Genomic DNA, 20,664 nt, shown 5'->3' on the forward strand with positions numbered 1-20,664 from the left:
TTGATACATGGATGATAATGTAAGCTCCCGGACTATTTTGGCATTATTGGCTTATAAATATAAAGTTGGTTTCTTCCTGATCTTTAAAATCAACAAGGGCTTTGTTCTCAAATACCTTTACAGCGTAGCCAAGTTCTTTAAGATAGTTCATTACCAGGGGGCGCATTTCGTTATCCCATAGTTCGCAGTAAATAACCGGTTTATGCCTGGTTAATAATTGTTGCCCGCCCTTAAGTACATAGTATTCGAAGTTTTCGACATCTATTTTAATGCCTGCAATTTTTTCTGCCGATTGTAAATAATCCAAATCGTCCAGCTTTTTTACGGGTACGGTGATAATCTCGCCTTCGTCTGGACTGTCGGTTGCTTCATTATACATATGGCAAAGCCCTTGCATTTTAACGCCATTTATAATAGGGATCACCATTTTCAGTTCGCCGGGCGCATCGGCTAAGCCGATTTCGTGCAGTACCACATTTTTAAGTTTAAAGTGTTTGATAACACGCTTTAACGCACTAATATTCGGTGGAACGGGTTCGAAAGAGTGTAGCGTTAAGGATGGAAATTTCTTAGCCATCGGCACAGATGTGATACCAATATTGGCGCCGATATCCAGCAATGTTGTGCCCTGCGGTATGAGATCCAGAAACTGAAGAAAGCCCTGTTCGTATTTATCGTGTTTAAGTAAAAAAGCTTTAAACCTGGAAAAGTAATAGAGATAGTTCTCGTATCCGAGTAATTTCTGAAGTGTTAAGATGATCTTTTTCTTCATTTATAATTTATTGGCGTTTATTGGTTGGCTAAATATAAAATTTTAATGCAGTTAATATTATAGAGTTGTAGGTTTATGAGGGCTGCGATAATATAAATTTGCACGTGTTAAAAACGAATTGATAGATGACCGACAACAAGCAAGCCATTAAAGTAGCCATATTAGACTTATACAATGGCACAGCCAACAAGGCCATCGGTGGGTTTGAGAAAATACTGGAACAGTATCGACTCCTAAAAAATGTTGAACTTGCCTGGGAGGTTTTTGATGTGCGAAAGTCCAATCAGCTTCCAGACACCAGCTTTGACATTTACATTTCGAGTGGTGGCCCGGGCAATCCATATAGTGAGGCAGAAGAATGGGATAAAAACTATTTCAAATTGGTTGACGAACTCTTTGAACACAATGCTTCTCCCGAGAAGCCCAAAAAACATGTGTTGTTTGTTTGTCACTCCTTTCAACTGATGTGCAGGCAGTATAAACTGGGAGAGGTCTCGCTTCGCAATATATCTTCGTTTGGGGTAGTGAAAGTAGATTTTGTACATGGTGGAAATGAGGATGTAATGTTTAAAGGATTAAGCGATCCATTTTATGCAGTTGACTCGCGCAGCTGGCAGGTAATTAATCCGGATATAGACGCTTTCAAAAAAATGGGTGCCAGTTTGCTTGCTATTGAAAGAGACAGAGGGGATGATTTGCCTCGTGGGTTAATGGCCATCCGTTTCAGTGACTATTTTATAGCCACTCAATTTCACCCGGAGGTCGCGCCGGATATTATGCAAATACGTTTGTTAATGGATGATAATAAACGGGATGTTATTGCTGAGTATGGGGAAGGTGGTTATAGGCTAATGCTTGACGAAGTGTATGATGAAGGGAAACTGATGCATGCGTATAATACGATTATTCCTAATTTTTTGAATGAGGCGATAAATCATGCAAGAGGAATTTGAGACCCCGGATCCACATGGGCCGATACTTGCGGCAATATGGATAGGAGCCATAATTCTATGGGCATTTAAGGGATTCAAAGGCTCGTTTAAATCTCAATTAAATTACAAAGACCAAAGAAAAAATATATGGGTAGGGTATATAACGCAATTGCTTATAATTTTTGTGTTGGCGTATTTTGTCTATAAGAGATAAAATTTGCCGCATGACACACCTCTTTGAGCGCAACTACAAATTGCGCAGTCTGTGCTTCTCCTCTCGAGAGGGAATTATTGTTCAGTACCCATCGCAATAACTTTAAGTAGGGGTGAGTCCGCTGCAACCTAAGTTCGAAACAATCATCAATCTTAATCTAGAACTAACACAGTCTTAACACTTAAGCAGTATTAAATCTCCAAATAAAACATCTGACACTGCAATTACTTGTTAATGCTTTAAAATGCAATAAATTAAGCGTACCTTTGCGCAAAATATAAGAGGCATATTTTCATGCAAAATCAAATTCGTAACATAGCTATTATAGCACACGTTGACCACGGTAAAACTACATTGGTTGACAAGATCCTGCACAGCTGCGAGATTTTTCGCGATGGTCAGGAAACCGGTGAACTGATTCTGGATAACAACGATCTGGAACGTGAGCGTGGTATTACCATCGTTTCAAAAAACGTTTCGGTTAAATATAAAGACGTTAAGATCAACATTATCGATACCCCTGGTCACGCCGATTTTGGTGGTGAGGTAGAGCGTGTATTGAAAATGGCTGATGGTGTATTATTACTTTGCGACGCTTTTGAAGGTGCTATGCCTCAAACCCGTTTCGTAACTCAAAAGGCTTTGGCTTTAGGCTTAAAACCAATTGTGGTTGTAAACAAGGTAGATAAAGAGAACTGTCGCCCTGAAGAGGTTTATGAGCAAATCTTTGAATTGTTCTTTAACCTTGAGGCTACTGAAGAGCAACTGGATTTCCCGGTTATCTACGGTTCTTCTAAACAAGGCTGGATGAGCACAGACTACAAAGTGCCTACAGATAATATCTTCCCGTTAATGGATGCTATTTTGGAAAACATTCCACCAGCTCCTATTGCAGAAGGTACTTTACAAATGCAGATCACCTCGTTAGATTATTCATCTTTCGTAGGCCGTATCGCAATCGGTCGTGTTGCTCGTGGTACTATCAAAGAAAACATGCCGGTATCATTAGTAAAACGCGATGGTACTATCCAAAAATCAAGAATCAAAGAACTTTATACTTTCGAAGGTTTAGGTAAGGTTAAAGCAACTTCGGTTAGCTCTGGCGATATCTGTGCTGTAGTTGGTATCGAAGGTTTTGATATTGGTGATACTATTGCTGATTTTGAAAACCCTGAGCAATTAGAGGTTATCAAAATTGACGAGCCTACCATGAACATGTTGTTCACCATCAATACTTCACCGTTTTTTGGTAAAGAAGGTAAGTTTGTAACATCACGTCACCTGCGCGATCGTTTATACAAAGAGATGGAGAAAAACTTGGCGTTAAAAATCGTTGAGACCGAATCTCCTGATTCTTACTTAGTATATGGCCGTGGTATCCTTCACTTATCTGTACTTATCGAGACTATGCGTCGTGAAGGTTATGAGTTACAGGTAGGCCAGCCACAGGTTATTGTTAAAGAAATTGACGGTGTTAAATGTGAGCCGGTTGAGGTTTTAACTGTTGATGTACCAGGTGATGTTGCAGGTAAGGTAATTGAATTGGTAACCCAGCGTAAAGGCGACCTGTTGGTAATGGAGCCTAAAGGCGATTTACAACACTTAGAATTTGATATCCCTGCACGTGGTATTATCGGTTTACGTAACAACGTATTAACTGCTACCGGTGGCGAGGCTATTATGGCTCACCGTTTCAAAGCTTACGAGCCTTGGAAAGGTCAGATCCCAGGCCGTTCTAACGGTGTATTGGTATCAATGGATACTGGTAAAACTACTGCTTTTGCTATCGATAAATTACAAGACCGTGGCCGTTTCTTCATCGATCCGGGAGTTGATATTTACGAAGGACAAGTATTAGGCGAGCACATCCGCGATAACGATTTGGTTATTAACTTAACTAAAGGCAAGCAGTTAACCAACATGCGTGCATCTGGTAGCGATACCAACGTTCGTATAGCACCTGCTATCAAGTTTTCACTGGAAGAATCTATGGAATACATTCAGGCTGATGAGTACATCGAAGTAACTCCTCAAAGCATCCGTATCCGTAAAATCTACCTTAACGAAAACGAAAGAAAGATTAACGCTAAGAAGTTTACAAGCCAATAATTGGTAGTAAACAACTAATATAATTCAAAGAGCCTGCTGTATTACAGCAGGCTCTTTTGTTTTTTATACATTTGCCAATTAATATGCGCATACCAAGTATCCCCGGATTTGATCAGCAAGCTTTAGAAAAGTATTTTAAGAATGCTGGCATGCTTTTAATGGCGCGTGTTGGCAGCATGATTGTAAAATTCATCATCAACAGCCTTCTGTTATCACGATACCTTGGCCCTAAAGATTTTGGAATACTAAATTATCCGATGGCCATCGTAACTTTTTCTATGGCAATAGCTGCTTTGGGCCTTGATGGATTTATTACGCGTGAATTGCTAAATAACCCTCAGAAAAAAAATACTTTGCTAGGAACAGCGTTTTGGATGCGACTGGCCGCCGGTGTTATTACATTGCCCTTTGTTTACGTTGCTTACCAATTACTTACCGGTATTAAACCTTTAGAAACTCCTTTTAAATATGTATTAATAGTAGCTTTTACGGCCGTTGTACAATCGGTAAATATTATTGACAGCTTTTTTCAGTCGCGTGTACAGGGTAAGCATATCATGTATGTAAATGTTGCCGGCAATGTTATATCGGCAGTCATAAAGCTAATATTAATTTTGTTGAAGTTGCCTCTTATATGGTTTGTTTATTCTTTACTGCTGGATGCCATTATATTGGCCACCGGTTACATCGTAGCTTATATAAAGCAAGGAGAAAAGGTTGGTGATTGGAAGTACGACGGAGAATTGACAGGCTATCTTCTAAAATATTCGTGGCCGCTTGCATTCTCGGCAGTATTGGTAACTATTTATATGAAAATAGATCAAATTATGATACCGATGTATACTAAGGCAAGCGAATTGGGTATTTATAAAACCGCCGCAGATTTAAGCGAAAACTGGTACTTTATCCCCGTTGCCATAGTGTCGTCTGTATTCCCTGCTATCATGAATGCACGCAAAACAGATGTAGACCGATATCATAAACGACTTCAAAATATGTATGACTTGATGGTGCTGCTAAGTTTAGGCATAGCAATAACTATGAGTTTGGGCTCAACATTTATCTATCATCTACTATATAAACCTGCTTTCTGGAACGGTGCGCCTATATTATCTGTACATGTGTGGGCTGGGCTTTTTGTTTTTTTAGGTGTAGCCAGCAGTCAATATCTAATTGCCGAAGGTTATACGAAATTAGCTATGCTGCGTACGGGTATGGGGGCTATAGTAAATGTAGTATTAAACATTTTTTGGATTCCTGAATATGGCATCATCGGAGCAGCATATGCAACGCTGATCGCTTACGGAGTATCCACTTTTTTTATAATTTTTATACCAAAAACAAGCAAACAGGGTTTAATGATGTTAAAGTCATTATTCTTAATTTCACTCATTCAAAAACTAATAAAGCGTTGAGTAATATATCTGCACTTCTGAAACTGGTTTCGCAGCCAGAAAGGCTTCGTTCTTTACTTTCATTCAATAGCAAAGGCTATCTGAACGATATAGGTTGGTTTAAATCTTTCGATTCTAAAAAGCCCGTTGATGGCGATGGCAATCCTATACCTTGGGTTACTTATAGTTTTATCGATTTTATTAAAGGCCGCATTAACAAACAGCTCGCTATTTTTGAATATGGTTCTGGTAACTCTACGCGTTTTTATGCAAAGTATGCAGGTATTGTAGTTTCGGTGGAGCATGATAAAAGCTGGTACGAAACCATGTCGAAAGACAGGCCTGCCAACTCAGAGATTATTTTTTGCGAACTGGAGAGAGACGGTGACTACAGCCGCTTGCCAATTAAGCTGGGAGAGAAATTCGATATTATAATTGTTGACGGCCGCGACCGCGTAAATTGCTGTAAGCAAGCGGTGGAAGCCCTATCGCCAAATGGTGTAATTGTACTCGATGACTCAGAACGCGAGTTTTACAAAAGTGGCGTTGAATTTCTGCTAAGCAAAGGCTTTAAGCACTTGCCGTTTAGCGGTATTTCTCCAGGCTTGTTCTATCTAAAATCTACCTCGATTTTTTACAAAGCAGATAATTGCCTAGGTATATAATCAATTAAGAGATTTTGCAAAATCTTGCTCCTATTGCGCTGTTTGTTTATAACCGCCCCGACCATACCCGGCGGACTATAAATTACCTGCAACAAAATTTGCTGGCCGAAGAGTCGCGTCTGTACATTTTCTCCGATGCTGCAAAAACTCCAGCGGATGAGTCTCGTGTAGAAGAGGTGCGAAACCTGTTAAACACTATAACAGGTTTTAAAGCCATAAAGGTGATTAAACGGAAAGAGAATATGGGCTTGGCCGCCTCCATTATAAGTGGCGTTAGCCAGTTGGTTGATAGTTATGGCAAGGTTATCGTGTTTGAAGATGACCTGTTATCCTCACCTTACACGCTGGAGTATTTTAACGAGGCGCTGCAGCGTTATCAGGATGAAGAGCAGGTAATGCACATCGGCGCTTATATGTACGATCTGAAGGCAGATAAACTGCCCCCTGCTTTCTTTTATCGCGCGGCTACCAGTTGGGGCTGGGCAACCTGGGCCCGGGCATGGAAAAACTTCGAACCGGATATTGATAAACTGATGGGTCAGTTTGATGCGGAAAAGAAGCACCGCTTTTCGATAGAAGGCACCATGAACTTCTGGAAACAGATGGAACAGTTTAAAGCCGGCAAAAACAACTCTTGGGCTATACGGTGGTATGCTTCTATATTTTTAAGGGGCGGCTTAACGCTTAATCCATCGCACTCCTTAATTCAAAACATAGGGCACGATGGCTCGGGCGTGCACTCCAACAACGAGGATATGTACCATGTAAATATCGCCCGTAAGCCGTTGAAAGGGTTCCCGTTGGAGATTAAAGAAAGCAAAGTGGCCTATGAGGCTATTAAACACTTTCTAAAGAATCGTAAAGGTACGTTACTACAGCGCGCGGTGAGGTTTATTAGGCAGCGGTTTTCTTAACCTGAAATTTAGAAATTAAACGACTGGTAGAATTATAAAAGAGTTAATCCTGATAATTCTTAATTCAGAAAATTCTGGTTCAAGACAGCTACTTTGTTGCTGTAACAACAATATAAGGAGACATCAATTTACTTTCAATAGGTATCACTTTAGTAATTACTTTACCCGTCAACCAAAGCAGTTTAAAAAATGCTTTAACAGAACCTGGCTGCTGAGCCTTGTTCTCCAGCCAGATAGAATACCTGCCGTAATAATAGCTTTTCACATCTTTCAATCCCAAGGCTTTGCAGCAGTCGGCAAGCAATTTAGGATCCATGCTGCTGATGTTGTGTTTGCTGTAGTTTTCGGCATCGTACTTACGCTGCACCCAGCCGTTAACGCCGGTGAAATTAGGTAAGGTAATAAATAGCGTTCCGCCCGGTTTCAGGAAGTTTACGTGGCGGGCAATAATATCTTTGGTATCGTTAAAATGCTCAATTAGCCCGGCAGATAAAACCAGGTCGTATAGTTCTTCGGGCTGATATTGAAACAGGTCGCCTTCTATTACCTTTATATCTTGCTCGGTGAGCTCGTTAGCCGCTAAAACTTCTGTTAACGTTGGCTTATGGATGTAGAAATCAAACAGTGTAGTATCGAGGCCAAAATACTTCTTTAGAAAAATGGCATAGTATCCCGGGAAGCCGCCCAGCTCAATAGCCGTTTTAATTTTGTTTTGCTGTAAGGTATCCTTAAACAACTTGTGAAATGTATAATTGGCAGGCACTTTAAAGGCCAATCCTTTTTTAGATTCCCAGTAGTTTGCCCAGAATTTACGATCTGTTAGTTCGTTGCTCATCAAGCGCAAAGAAAATGAAAAAAACTGAAGCGTAATATTTTACCGGTCTATTTTATCTCAGAATATAAACAAAGCCAGAAAATAGTGGCTCGTCAATTTTTAGATCGATTACATAATAGTAAGTACCGGTTACAAGTTTTTGGTTTTGATAGGTGCCATCCCAGCTCTTGGTATAACCAACAGATTGATAAATCAAACTACCGTAACGGGTATAAACCTTTATAGTGCTTTGCGGAAAGTCGGCTAGTTTAGGTATCTCCCATGTATCATGAACGCCATCGCCATTAGGCGTAAACGTGTTAGGGATATCCAGATTGATTTTAAGTTTGGGGAGCACCGTAACCGTTACGTTGGCTGTTGCAGTGCAGCCTCCGGCCTCTGTAGCAGTTAATTGGTAGGTTGTAGTTACCGCCGGGCTTGCAGTTGGATTGGGAATGTCGGCATGATTTAAACCAGTTGTCGGTTTCCAGGAATAGCTGGTAATATCGGTGTTGGCAATAGACAACAAGGTTACGCTTTGGCTAGGGTAGATATTGTAATTGTTGCTGCTAAAATGTATTTCTGGCAGGGGCGCAGTCTTTATAGTAATAGGTGTGCTGGTGTAGGGCATGTAGCAATAAGTGCTGCCTGTTACGGTGCAGGTTACCTGATCGCCATCTTTAAGTTTATCTGTTACAAAGGTTAAGGTGTTATCGCCCGAAATGCTGTTGCCGCCTGTAGTCTGTCCGTTTACCAGCCATTTGTAAATGGGCAAGTCGCCTACATTTAAGGGTATTGCTGTGAACGTGGCAACCTCACCGGGGCAGAGGATGGTTTTATCTGCGCTAACGTTTAGGGATGGCTGCAAGGTTGGGTTAACGGTAATATGGAATATGTGCGGCGTGCCTGTGCACTCACCAAGGGGAGTTACCGTGATATTTGCTCTAAGTGGTTCGGAGGTGGAGTTTGTGCCAACAAATGGCGGGATATCTCCTGTTCCACTGGCTGCAAGTCCAATTTCTGGCTTGTCGTTAGTCCAGGAGTAGCCGGTGCCTGTGCCGGTAAAGACCATTTTTTGGGTAGAAGTGTTATTGCAAATAGTTTGGTTAACCGCGTCTACTACGGCAAGTGGCACTTGTGTGCCTGTTATATATACCGTTTGGCTGGCGTCCGCGCCGTCGGTACTAATTGTTATGCTGGCCGGCCATTGTGGAAAAAGGTTATCGGCACCCATCCTCACGTAAATAGTAACGTTATCTACCTGGCCGTTTACCGGGTGGATGTTAAGTGTATAACCAAATGTGCTGAGGTTATTGGGCGTGGTGGTCATTTCCCAGGCTTGCTGAGTGGTAGCCTGAGTAGAATTATTATTTACATAAGTTACCGGCGGAATAACCAGTTTGATGTCGCCTGTTAGATTACGGCCACTAACCGTAAATTGTTGATAGTTGGCAGAGGCTATACCAGCGCACGTTCTAATCGTACCTGTTGGGGTAGTGAAAGAAAACGTAGGGGTGGTTTGTGCCAGAGCCACATTGCAAATTATAATTATTAAAGCCGGAAAAAATGCTTTAATAAACTTATAATGCATAGTGTAAACATTTGAAGGTAAGTGTAATACACTAAATATAAGCAAAATATAGCAAAAAATAAGGGGCGGTATTGCCGCCCCTTATTTTTTATTTCAACTCTTTCATAATCTCGCTGATGGCCTTATCCAACTGCGGATCGTTGTTGTTTAAGCGGTCGGTAAAGGTGGTATTGATGTTAATATCAGGTTTTACGCCTTCTTTTTCAATATCCTTGCCGTCCAGCGTGAAGCAGCCCCATGCAGGTATACGATAGCTGGAGCCGTCAACCAAACCTTTAGCGCTGGTAAAAATAATCCAGCGGTAGGTTTCGGTACCTATAATTTTGCCGAGACCTAAGGCCTTGAACCCGGTAGCGGTCATTTCGCCATCGCTTAAGGTTTGTTCGTTAACTAATAATATCAAAGGCTTAGCAGCAGGAGCAAAGTTCGGTTGCTGCGTGCGTTTGCCATCGCGATATTGCCATTGCAGATAAGGGCGTTGTGCTAGGAAGTTGAGCACCGCATCGTGTACGTTCCCTCCCGTGTTATAACGAAGATCGAGGATCAAGGCATCTTTCTTGTAAGCGTCGTCAACCATGTCTTCTAAAAACGTTTCGAGGTCGCCTGTGCCCATGGCTTTCATATACGCATAGGCAATGCGGCCATTACTTTTGGTAGTTACTTCTTTGCGGTTGTTGTCTATCCATTCGTCGTACAGGTTACCTCTCAAATCATTTGATGATTCGGGGTGTATCTTTACGTCGATGCTTTTGCCGCCGCGGTCGAAAGTAAGTTGCAGCTCGCTATCTAAGGATGGTTTGGTGAAGTAATAATTACGATCTTGCTTTTCGTCAACAGGTTCGCCATTTACCGCAGTCAATTTATCACCCGCCTGCACATTAATTCCTTTATGGTCGGCATTGCTATGTTTAATAACCGAGGCCACTTTGTAAGGCTCATTATTATCGAAGCTAATACCGGTTTCCATAGTGCGGTAGCGTAACGTGGTGCGTTCCTCTAATCCCGAACTATTGAAGCCCATGTGCGATGAATTAAGTTCGCCAAGCATGTCATTCAGCATCAGGCGCAGGTCGGCACGATTATTTAAGTAGGGTAGGTAAGTGGCATATAGCTTGTGGATAGCGGTCCAGTCTACTCCGTGAAAATTACCATCATAATAGTTCTCTTCTAACCCGGCCCAGGCCTCGTCAAAGATCTGTTTAAACTCGCCATCAAGGTTGCGATCGAATTTATAGTTGATGTCGATCTTATCCACTTTATTTTGATCCAGATTTAGCTTGAAGATGTTGCCGTTCGCCAACACATAGTATTTATCGCCGCTGCTCACAATGTCATAGCCGCCGGCATCTGCGCCGCCAACCTTTTCGGTTTTATTGGCCTCAAATGGTTCGATGGTGGTACGGAAAATGCCGCGCTTGCCCTCCATTTGATCAGATACATAGTACACAAAGGTTTTGGTGCCTTTTTGTATTACATAAGGAGAACCTTGCGTGCCGAAGTTGGGGCTGATGAGTTCAATGCGCTTCATCAGGTTATCGGTATCGATGTCAATGTCTGCAGGCGGCTTCGGCGCAGGTTGTTGCGATACCGGTTTTTTATCGCCGGTTTTTTTGTCTTTTTTATCAGTTGGTTTAACGTCTTCTTTTTTCTCTTCCTTAAACAGGTCGTTAAACTTATCTAACTTAAAATCTTCATCGAATTTTTGAAGCGGCATGCGGTAAATATGCGCATCGTGCTGCCCATAAGGGTAAGCCGGTTGTGTACGCGAAGTAGCAAAATAAATATACCTACCATCCGGCGACCAAAACGGATCTGACTCGGTAACGCCGGTATTAGTGAGGTTAGTGGTTTTACCGCTGTTTACATTATACACAAAAATGTCCAGCTCGAAATTGCGATAAGCGTTATAGAACACATATTCGCCATTAGGAGAAAAACCCGGAGAGGAGTTCTGGAAGCCCCAGATCTCATCATGAGCGATGGTTTTACTAGTTAAAGTTTTCAGGTCTATTACCCTCACCTCATCGCGACCGCTCAGGTAAACACCTTGGGTGCGCGTCTTATTAAGGGTTAGCAAACGATTACTGCGTTTGTCGCTGGTAACTTGTTTTTCGGTGCCTTTGCCGTCTGCACTAATGGTATACCAGTTTACATAACCGCCTAATGTTTGGTTAAAGATCAAGGTGCGATTGTCCGCCAGCCATTTTACCTCGGTTATCCGTTCGGCGTTACCATGGTCGATATGCTGAATAAATTTGCCTTCAATATCGCTTACAAATAGTTCGCCGCGCGATACGAACGCTAACTTCTTACCATCCGGCGATGCGTCCATTGCTTCGATATGGCCGGTAACCTCAAACTCTTGCTGTTTAGGTAACACATTGTTTCTAAATATGGTGAAATTAAGCTTCTGCGTTTGTTTAGACGCCACATCGTATACAAACAATTGATAATCCTTTTCGAAGGCTACCTTACTACCGTTAGCACTTACGTAAGGGCGTTTAACAGAGGTCTTAAAATCGGTAAGCTGGGTTTTGGTGCCGTTGTTAAAGGTATAAAGATTGTACTCGCCGTTCGCCTCGTCCGACACGAAATAAATATCTCCTTTTTGATCAAGCGTAGCCCAGAAATCTTTACCTATCCAATTGGTGTATTGTTTATAAGCCTTGGTTTTAGGGTTGTAAGATTGAATATCTGGATTATACGCCCCCTTGTAATGTTTACGTTGAGGGAAACGGTAGCTCTCCCAGGTATTACTAAAAAATAGCTCGCCGGTTTGCGGGTGCTCAAATATGCCGTGTATGGTGTTGAAATAGTTATCAAACACGCGGACAGGTGTACCGCCATCTTTACTAACCTTATAGGAGCTAAAACCATTGTAACGACTTGAAGTGAAGTAAATAGTTTTGGAATCCCAGCTCCAGGAGTCAACCTCGTCACTGGCTTCGTGGTAAGTTAGCTGTTTGATATCGCCACCTGCCATTGGCATTATATAAACATCATTATTTCCAAACTGGTTAGACGAGAATGCCAGCCACTGACCATCTGGCGATACCCGCGGGCTAGTCTCTTGGCCCTGCATGGCCGTAAGCCTTACAGCAACGGGGTTGTTTACATCTGCTTTCCACAAATCGCCCTCATAACTGAAAATAATTGTTTTGCCATCGGGTGTTAGCGCAGGGTAAGAGGTAAAGTAAACCTCCTGACGCTGAGCAGATGCCGAGGCGTTGATTAGAAATGCTGAAAACAAAAGCAGGTAAAGTTTTTTCATAATTATTGAGCTTTATTTCTGATACTAATAAAATGTATTTTTGGACACAATGAAAGTAGTGCATTTAAACACTTATGATGGTAACGGCGGCGCCGGTAAGGCCTGCCTGAGGTTAAACCGGGCACTATCTGACGAAAATATTGATTCTAAGGTAATCGTGCACTACAAATTTGGTAAAAATCCGGATATAGGCACTTTTAATAAAACCGTATTACAAAAAGGGTACACGGCTGCAACCATTATATTAGAACGCGTGCTGGGCAAGCGCTATTTGAAACCAAACATGCGTACCCCTTTTTCTTTCAGTTGGTTCGGGCGTTCGGTAATAGATCATCCGGATATTAAGGCTGCTGATGTGGTGCATTTGCATTGGGTAAATCATAGTTTCTTGAACCCATCACACCTAGCCGAAATCGCTAAACTGAACAAACCTGTGGTATGGACTTTTCACGACAGTAACGCCTTTACTGGCGGATGTCACGTGCGCTACACCTGCGATCATTACCAACGCGAATGCGGTCATTGCCCACTGCTGAAGAAGAGTTCGGAAGACGATATATCGAACAAAATATGGCATCAAAAAAATGAAGCCTATAAAAAGCTGAACTTTACTATTGTTGCGCCAAGCTCGTGGATGCTCAATTCAGTTCTAATGAGCAGCCTTATGAAGGATAAAGCCATTAAACAGATTCCCAATACCCTGGATACTGGGATATTTAGTCCGCGGGACAAGAAAGAGGCCAAAGCATTGCTTGGCTTACCAACTGATAAATTTATCTTTTTAAGTGGATTCATGCCATCGCGTAAGGATCTGCATAAGGGGACTGAATACCTGATGGAGAGCTTCGAGCTGCTAAAGACTAAACTTGGTATCAAAGCTGATGATGTTGAATTGGTAATATTTGGCAACCGCGCATCTGACCAATTACCTGTATTCCCTTTTAAAACTACGTTTTTGGGAACCATCGGAAGCGAGAAAAAGCTAGCCGAATGCTATGCCGCTGCAGATGCCTTTTTGATTCCATCATTGGAAGATAATCTCCCGTATACCGTTATGGAAAGCCTGGCTTGCGGTACACCAGTAATAGCGTTTACAACTGGAGGTATACCCGATATGGTGAAGCACGAGCATAATGGTTACCTGGCTACCTACAAATCGGCTGAAAGCTTTACCGCGGGAATGGAGTGGGCGATAAATTACGCAGACCAGCAACTCTTACAAACACAGGCTCGGGATACTGTGATGGAATACTTTAGCGAGAAAACCATTGCAAAAAAGCATATTAAGCTGTACGAACAGGCTATTAAATCGGCCAGCACTTCTAACAAGACAAAAGCTAATGTTTAAGCCAAAACTCAGCATCATAACTATAGTTTATAACAACGTACGCGACATAGAACGTACCGTCAAATCGATCATCGGCCAAACATATAACAATATAGAATATGTGGTTATCGATGGTGCCTCCAACGACGGCACATTAGATATCCTAAACAAGTACCGCCAAAGTATTAACGTATTTGTAAGCGAACCCGACAAAGGCATTTACGATGCTATGAACAAAGGGCTTGCCTTGGCAACTGGTGACTACGTACTATTTATGAATTCGGGTGACGAGATCTACGCCCTGAATACCGTAGCCAATATTTTTGCATCTTCTCCCGATGCCGACATTTATTATGGCGAAACTGAGATGATTAATGATGCCGGTGAAAGCCTCGGCCAGCGCAGGCATCAGGCGCCCAAAAACTTTACCTGGCGCGATTTTAAATATGGTATGAGCGTTAGTCACCAAGCTATTTACATCAAACGCTCGTTAACCGAACCCTACGACAAACGTTATTCCTTAAGTGCCGATATTGATTGGATATTAAAGGCGGCTAAAAAAGCGAAGAAGATTGTCAACGTAAATCACTACGTAGCCAAATACTTGGTAGGGGGGATGTCTAAAAAGAAACATCGACAAAGCTTAAAAGAACGCTTCCGGATTATGCGGGAATATTATGGATTGATACCTACCATATTTAACCACGGCATTATTGCCTTTAATTTGGGTTGGTATTGGTTAAAGAATAGAAGAACGAATGATTAATCTCGAAGCGTTATTCCGGGTACGAGAATCCCTCTCTCGTAGGGTCTAATGCTTTGATCAAAGTAATTGCTATAATGACTGTGATGTGCAGTTATTTGCGTCAGTCTGCTCATAGCCGCAGGGGCTTAGTTACTTTTGGCTTGATCCAAAAGTAACCAAAAGATCAAGACGCAAAAAAGCTCCTCCACACAAATCCAATACACGGCCACGCTTTTGCGTCTAGGCCAGCGCGCAAGGTGATGAGCCAACTGGTTTATGTCCGAACTAACGATTGTCTCAACATCGCCTTTCCCCATGCAGCATTGGCAATGTTGCGGTAACAATAGGTATTGCTAAAGCACTGCACATTCATAGCGACAGGGCCCGGCTGCGACTTTTCTTTTTGGTACTTTTTCTTTTGAGAGAAAAGAAAAAGTACGTCCACTGACGATTCATAAAGCACTCGACCCTTCCTAATGAAAAACGAATTAAAAAGCAGTTCAAATAAAAAAAGGCCGATAGTTTAATTATCGGCCTTTTTTGTATATACATTAAGAATACTTACGCTTTTGCAGCCTTCTTTTTATTCTCGGTATAAACAACACCGCCCAAGGCCAATACTAATAATATTGAACCAGCTAATGAGATACCCTCGCCGGTATAGTATGATGCCGGGTGGAAGATAAACTCGATTTTGTGGTTACCCACCGGTAGTTGTGCGGCACGCAGTAAATAGTTGGCGCGGAAATAAGGTGCTTCTTTGCCGTCAATCAGCATCTTCCAGCCTTTGTCATAGTAAATCTCAGAGAATACAGCAATTTGCGTAGCTGTAGAACCACTTTGATATACCATATGATCTGGCGAATAACTGGTTAGCTCGATCGTTGCGTTAGGATCTACGCCTGTTTGTTTTTCATCAATCATGCTGCGGAACTTTTTGTCTACGATGGCCTCTTCTTTTGGAGAGAAACTGCTGATCACCTGCATTTCCTGATCGGCATTGTCAACATAGCGCACATTTTTAACAAACCAAGCATGGCCACAAGCTCCGCTATTTACCTGCATACTTAAAGTTTGGTTTTTGGGGTCTTGGGTGATGATGTATTTAGTATTCAGCATATCCAATACATCCTGATTAACGCTTTTGCTAAACTGATTGTCAAATACTTCCTGAATACGTTTCAACCTTGCAGCAGAATAACCGCCGATTGATTTATGGAAATACGGAGTAATGAAATCCTGGTTAACCGGTTGTGTTAAGTCGAATACGCGGTAATCAGGATCTTTATCACGTAGTATAATATTATCAACCTCGCGTGGTTGTGGTTTCTGTACATCTGTTTTGGCAACAAAGGCATCTTCTTTCAGGTAGCGTTTGTCTATCTGCCACATATCAAACAACGTAGCTGCTAATATGATCAGCGATAATACTGTAGCGTTGAATTTTTGCTTGATGAATGCCCACAGTATACCGAAAGTGATTAGCACCAAAACTAACGAGCGGATGGCATCCATACGTGCCAAACTAATACGATCCTGAACGATTGCATTTGCAATAGAATTAGCAAAACCGCTGTCGCCTTTAAAGGCTTGGGTTAGGTAATCTATAATTTGTTGATGTTGCGCTGTTTTAAATGTAAAGAACATATCTGGCGCGGCAGCTAATAATAGGGTAACGCCACCAACAATGTATAATGCAATTTTTAGCTTTTTGAAAATTTCGGTTCTGTCTTTGGTAACAATGATCTCGTTAACGGCAAGGAAAGCCAGAATCGGGAAGCAAAGCGCGGCGATAACCATGATCGACTCTACCACGCGGAACTTGTTGTAAAGCGGGAAGTAGTTAAAGAACAGATCGGAAAAGAACGATAGATTGCGGCCATAAGAAAGCAGGAAGCTTAGTATAACAGCCGCTAATAACCACCATTTAAGGCGATTTTTAACAATGAACAAGCCTAATACGAATAAGAAAACAACGATAGCGCCGAAATAGAACGGACCTTCGGTAAAAGTTTTATCACCCCAATAAGTTGAAAGGCCAACGCTGCCTAATTGTTGTACATAGTTTATCGCCTGATCTTCGGGCACACCCTTAGAAGTAAAAGCTTTAGCAACATTAGAAGTATTATCAAGCGAATATAGCGTTGATGAACCGCCGCCATACAGGTTAGGCACCAAAATGGTAAAAGTTTCGCCAATGCCTTCGCTCCACTCGTATGCGTAATCTTTATCTAAACCGTTGCTTGGTTCTTTAGCGTTTTTAGTAAGATTTGATTTACCACGTAAACTATCACCAGCATAATCTGCAGTGCTCCACAGGGTTGATGCATTTACAGCAAGGGCCAGCAACGTTGCAGCGCCAAGGTAGCCCACTGCTTTGAAGAAAGAGCCTGTAGTTTTGTTTTTTATAGCATTATAAATTTCGAATATAACCAGGACCAAAATAGCCAGCATTAAATAATAGGTCATTTGAATGTGGTTGGCGCGGATCTCAATAGCAAGAAATAAAGCTGTTAGCGTTGCGCCCGTAAAATATTTGCCCCTTAGGGTTAGTAAAATACTTGCTAGTATAGGCGCAAAAAAAGCTATTGCATAGGCTTGGTTGGCGTGTCCCGCCAGCAATATTATAAAATTGTAAGATGAAAAAGTGACGGCAATGGCACCGGCAGCAGCAAGCCAGGGGTTAAGCTCCAACACACAGAAAAGGAAATAAGCGCCCAGCAACAGTAGTAGAACCGTATCAACCGGAGCTGGGAAAACGGTTTTTAGGCCGTCGATAATGTGGGTAGTAATGTTGTTGGTATATGGCGCCCAGATCTGATAAGTGGGCATACCGCCAAATATCTGGTTGGTCCATAAAATGGTAGTGTCTTTGGCACGGTAATCCATAATCTCTTTTTGAGTGGATTGCGCACGGGTTACGTCGTTTTGTCCGAGGGTTTTGCCCTGGAAGGCCGGCGTGAAATACAAGAAACAAATTACTATGAAAATTCCGATAATGGCGAAGTGTGTCCCATTTCGCTTAAACCAATTGCCCATTCGTGTTTAAAAAATAATTTAATCTCCAAAAATAGAAATTTGAACGAGAATAGAAACGATTAGTTTTTATAGTGTTGGCGAGCACGTTTTGTGCAGGAACAGCAGAATACCAGCAACTTCTACAACAAGGCTGATACCGTAAGCAATGAGCATAACTTTGGTAAGCTCTTCGCGATAACGACGTACGGTAAAGAAATTATAAGTAGAGAGTAACGCCAGAAATACCCAAAAAAGCCAGTGAATAGTGCCGCAGGTTGCAAAAAAAGGCACAATAAAGCATATTAAAACGCTGTTGACTATAATAAGCGAAAATAGCGGTGGTGTGCCGTAATGCCTGCGTTTAAATACTTCCTCGGGTACCATAATTTGTTATTTTACTTCTTCGTAATCAACAAACTCACCTTCAGAATCTGGGATTGCACCTTTTTGAGCAGGTGGAATATGATCTATTTTAATAGAGCCAGCTGGCCTTTGTTGTTGACGATATTGACGCTGTTGTGCACTTTGTTGTTGCTGCGCCTTGTTTACCATACCCTGAAAAAGTGCAGGCAGTAAGAACCTTACCAAGCTGCGCAGGATATACATGATACATATTGAAATGATCAGAAAGCGGATCAAAAGCATATTTCAAAAATTTAACCTTACAAATATAAGTATATAACATTTAACGCAAAACGTGCCTGGTTGTTACGGGATATCAATTTGTCAATTAGCTAATTTGTTGATTTGACAATGAAAAAACAATTTGTTTTTGTAGTCCTTTAAGCCACACCTGTTAATTAACAAATTGACTGATCAACAAATTAGCTAATTAAATAATTACTTTTCTGCCAGCTTTTTCTCCAGTGCAAACATCTCGTCGCGCAGTTTGGCGGCTTGTAAAAAGTCCATGTCCTTGGCAGCGGCAAGCATTTCTTTTTTGGTGTTGTCGATAGCTTTTTTCAAATCGCCCTTGCTCATGTATTGCACAATCGGATCGGCGGCCATGCTCATGATATTTTCTTCTTCTACATAAGGCCGTTGTACGCCACCTTTGAAATCCATTACAGAAGTTTGCTCCATAATTGATTCTTTTGACTTGCCTACGGTTTTTGGTGTAATGCCATGCTCGGTATTGTAAGCAATTTGTTTTTCGCGGCGGCGGCTGGTTTCGTCCATCGTAATCTGCATACTCTCGGTAATGGTATCAGCGTACATAATCACACGGCCACGATCATTACGAGCAGCACGGCCAATGGTTTGGATCAGCGAACGTTCCGAACGCAAGAATCCTTCTTTGTCGGCATCTAAAATGGCAACTAATGAAACCTCGGGTAAGTCCAGGCCTTCGCGAAGTAAGTTAATGCCAATCAACACGTCAAATTCTCCCAGGCGCAATCCCCTTAGAATTTCAACGCGTTCTAAAGTTTTGACTTCGGAGTGGATGTAACGGCATTTGATGCCCAGGCGGTCCATATATTTGGCTAACTCTTCCGACATGCGCTTGGTCAACGTGGTTACCAAAACGCGGTCGCCCATTTTAATGGTTTTATCTACTTCATCTAACAAGTCGTCCACCTGATTAATAATGGGGCGAATTTCAATCTCTGGATCAAGCAAACCTGTAGGCCTGATCACCTGCTCTATCACCACACCTTCCGATTTTTCCAATTCAAAATCGCCGGGTGTTGCGCTTACATAAATAGTTTGTGGGGCTAAACGTTCAAACTCCTGGAAATTGAGGGGGCGGTTATCTAAGGCTGCCGGCAAACGGAAGCCATATTCAACCAAGGAGATCTTTCGGCTCCTGTCACCACCGTACATGGCGCGAATCTGTGGAACAGTCACATGGCTCTCGTCAATCACCATCAGGTAATCATCAGGGAAATAATCGAGTAGACAGAAAGGGCGCGCTCCCGGCTTGCGACCATCAAAAAAACGGGAGTAATTTTCGATACCCGAGCAATAGCCCAACTCGCGGATCATCTCCAAATCGTAGTTAACCCTTTCTTCGAGGCGTTTGGCTTCGAGGAAACGTTGCTCATCTATAAATTGCTGCTTGCGCATTTCCAGTTCTTCCTGTATGGCCCAGATAGATTTGGTGAACCTATCACGAGGAGCCACATACAGGTTAGCCGGGAAAAGTACCATGTTTTGCATCTTTTCGATGGTTTTACCATTGGCAGGGTCGAAGCTGCTTAGCTCTTCAATATCATCACCGAAAAACGAAATCCGGTAGGCATAATCCAGGTAGGCTGGGTAAATATCAACGGTATCGCCCTTTACCCTAAAGGTACCACGTTTAAATTCGGCCGTGGTGCGTGAGTATAAAATCTCCACCAAGCGATGCAAAAATGCATTGCGGCTAATGCGGGTACCCACGGCAAACTTAAACACCGAGTTCGAAAAATCCTCGGGATTACCCATACCGTAGATGCAGGAGATAGACGATACCACGATCACATCCCTTCGGCCTGACATGAGGGCAGAGGTGGTACGCAGACGAAGTTTCTCAATTTCGTCGTTGATCTGCAGGTCCTTTTCTATGTAGGTATTGGTGGTAGGTATAAAAGCTTCGGGCTGATAATAATCGTAATAAGACACGAAGTAGTTAACCGCGTTTTCCGGGAAAAACTGTTTAAACTCACCGTATAGCTGGGCTGCCAACGTTTTGTTGTGGCTTAGCACCAGAGTAGGTTTTTGTGTTTGCTCTATAACGTTGGCTATGGTAAAAGTTTTACCTGAGCCGGTAACGCCTAAAAGCGTTTGATAATTTTCGGCCGCTTCTACACCTGTAACCAATTGTTTAATGGCTTCGGGCTGATCGCCGGAGGGAACGTATTGTGAACTTAGTTTAAAATCCATTACATCAAAAATACGATAACTAAAGGGCAACTG

The 20,664-nt window shown here is 42.2% G+C and carries 15 protein-coding genes; 7 read left to right on the plus strand and 8 right to left on the minus strand.

The genetic code is table 11. The features are described from left to right. Positions 1–43 precede the first annotated feature (43 nt). Positions 44–772, minus strand: a complete 729-nt coding sequence (locus GSY63_RS13685) for an FkbM family methyltransferase (RefSeq protein WP_166586386.1) — start codon at positions 770–772, stop codon at positions 44–46. Between the two features lie 125 nt (positions 773–897). Between GSY63_RS13685 and GSY63_RS13690 the strand changes: the two genes are divergently transcribed. From GSY63_RS13690 to GSY63_RS13710, 5 genes are all read left to right on the plus strand, one after another. Next, positions 898–1,725 (plus strand): type 1 glutamine amidotransferase, encoded by an 828-nt coding sequence (locus GSY63_RS13690; protein WP_166586387.1) that lies wholly within the window; start codon positions 898–900, stop codon positions 1,723–1,725. Positions 1,726–2,212: 487 nt separating this feature from the next. Beyond that, positions 2,213–4,027 (plus strand): translational GTPase TypA, encoded by a 1,815-nt coding sequence (gene typA, locus GSY63_RS13695; protein WP_166586388.1) that lies wholly within the window; start codon positions 2,213–2,215, stop codon positions 4,025–4,027. A gap of 83 nt (positions 4,028–4,110) precedes the next feature. After that, positions 4,111–5,442: a flippase gene (locus tag GSY63_RS13700; RefSeq protein WP_166586389.1), complete on the plus strand. Its 1,332-nt coding sequence runs from the start codon at positions 4,111–4,113 to the stop codon at positions 5,440–5,442. Further along, entirely contained in the window at positions 5,439–6,086 is a 648-nt protein-coding gene (locus GSY63_RS13705) for a class I SAM-dependent methyltransferase (RefSeq protein WP_166586390.1), read from the plus strand. The genes GSY63_RS13700 and GSY63_RS13705 overlap by 4 nt, the downstream gene beginning before the upstream one ends. 14 nt (positions 6,087–6,100) lie before the next feature. Next, the gene (locus tag GSY63_RS13710; RefSeq protein ID WP_166586391.1) at positions 6,101–7,000 is read left to right on the plus strand and encodes a glycosyltransferase family protein; all 900 of its coding nucleotides are present in this window, start codon (positions 6,101–6,103) and stop codon (positions 6,998–7,000) included. Positions 7,001–7,088: 88 nt separating this feature from the next. Here GSY63_RS13710 and GSY63_RS13715 read toward each other — a convergent pair whose 3' ends face one another. The 3 genes from GSY63_RS13715 to GSY63_RS13725 form a co-directional block, all read right to left on the minus strand. Next, complete coding sequence (locus tag GSY63_RS13715) at positions 7,089–7,835, minus strand: class I SAM-dependent methyltransferase (protein WP_166586392.1); 747 nt, start codon at positions 7,833–7,835, stop codon at positions 7,089–7,091. Positions 7,836–7,887: 52 nt separating this feature from the next. Then, a complete protein-coding gene (locus GSY63_RS13720) occupies positions 7,888–9,405 on the minus strand; it encodes a gliding motility-associated C-terminal domain-containing protein (RefSeq protein WP_166586393.1) in 1,518 nt (505 codons plus the stop codon). A gap of 88 nt (positions 9,406–9,493) precedes the next feature. Then, positions 9,494–12,676: a S41 family peptidase gene (locus tag GSY63_RS13725; RefSeq protein ID WP_166586394.1), complete on the minus strand. Its 3,183-nt coding sequence runs from the start codon at positions 12,674–12,676 to the stop codon at positions 9,494–9,496. A 49-nt stretch (positions 12,677–12,725) separates the two neighbouring features. On the opposite strand from GSY63_RS13725, the gene GSY63_RS13730 reads away from it, so the two are divergent. Together GSY63_RS13730 and GSY63_RS13735 are read left to right on the plus strand one after the other, a co-directional pair. Then, entirely contained in the window at positions 12,726–14,024 is a 1,299-nt protein-coding gene (locus GSY63_RS13730; protein WP_166586395.1) for a glycosyltransferase, read from the plus strand. Continuing rightward, the gene (locus tag GSY63_RS13735) at positions 14,017–14,769 is read left to right on the plus strand and encodes a glycosyltransferase family 2 protein (protein WP_166586396.1); all 753 of its coding nucleotides are present in this window, start codon (positions 14,017–14,019) and stop codon (positions 14,767–14,769) included. The genes GSY63_RS13730 and GSY63_RS13735 overlap by 8 nt, the downstream gene beginning before the upstream one ends. Positions 14,770–15,309: 540 nt before the next feature. On the opposite strand, the gene GSY63_RS13740 is transcribed toward GSY63_RS13735, so the two are convergent. The 4 genes from GSY63_RS13740 to uvrB form a co-directional block, all read right to left on the minus strand. Further along, positions 15,310–17,787, minus strand: coding sequence for a YfhO family protein (locus GSY63_RS13740; protein WP_166586397.1), 2,478 nt, complete (start codon positions 17,785–17,787; stop codon positions 15,310–15,312). Between the two features lie 66 nt (positions 17,788–17,853). Next, positions 17,854–18,150 (minus strand): hypothetical protein, encoded by a 297-nt coding sequence (locus tag GSY63_RS13745; protein ID WP_166586398.1) that lies wholly within the window; start codon positions 18,148–18,150, stop codon positions 17,854–17,856. 6 nt (positions 18,151–18,156) lie between these two features. Beyond that, positions 18,157–18,411, minus strand: coding sequence for a DUF4834 family protein (locus tag GSY63_RS13750; protein WP_166586399.1), 255 nt, complete (start codon positions 18,409–18,411; stop codon positions 18,157–18,159). 195 nt (positions 18,412–18,606) lie between these two features. Next, positions 18,607–20,631: an excinuclease ABC subunit UvrB gene (gene uvrB, locus GSY63_RS13755; protein WP_166586400.1), complete on the minus strand. Its 2,025-nt coding sequence runs from the start codon at positions 20,629–20,631 to the stop codon at positions 18,607–18,609. Between the last annotated feature and the right edge of the window lie 33 nt (positions 20,632–20,664).

This window comes from Mucilaginibacter agri, from assembly GCF_009928685.1.
Lineage (GTDB): Bacteria > Bacteroidota > Bacteroidia > Sphingobacteriales > Sphingobacteriaceae > Mucilaginibacter > Mucilaginibacter agri.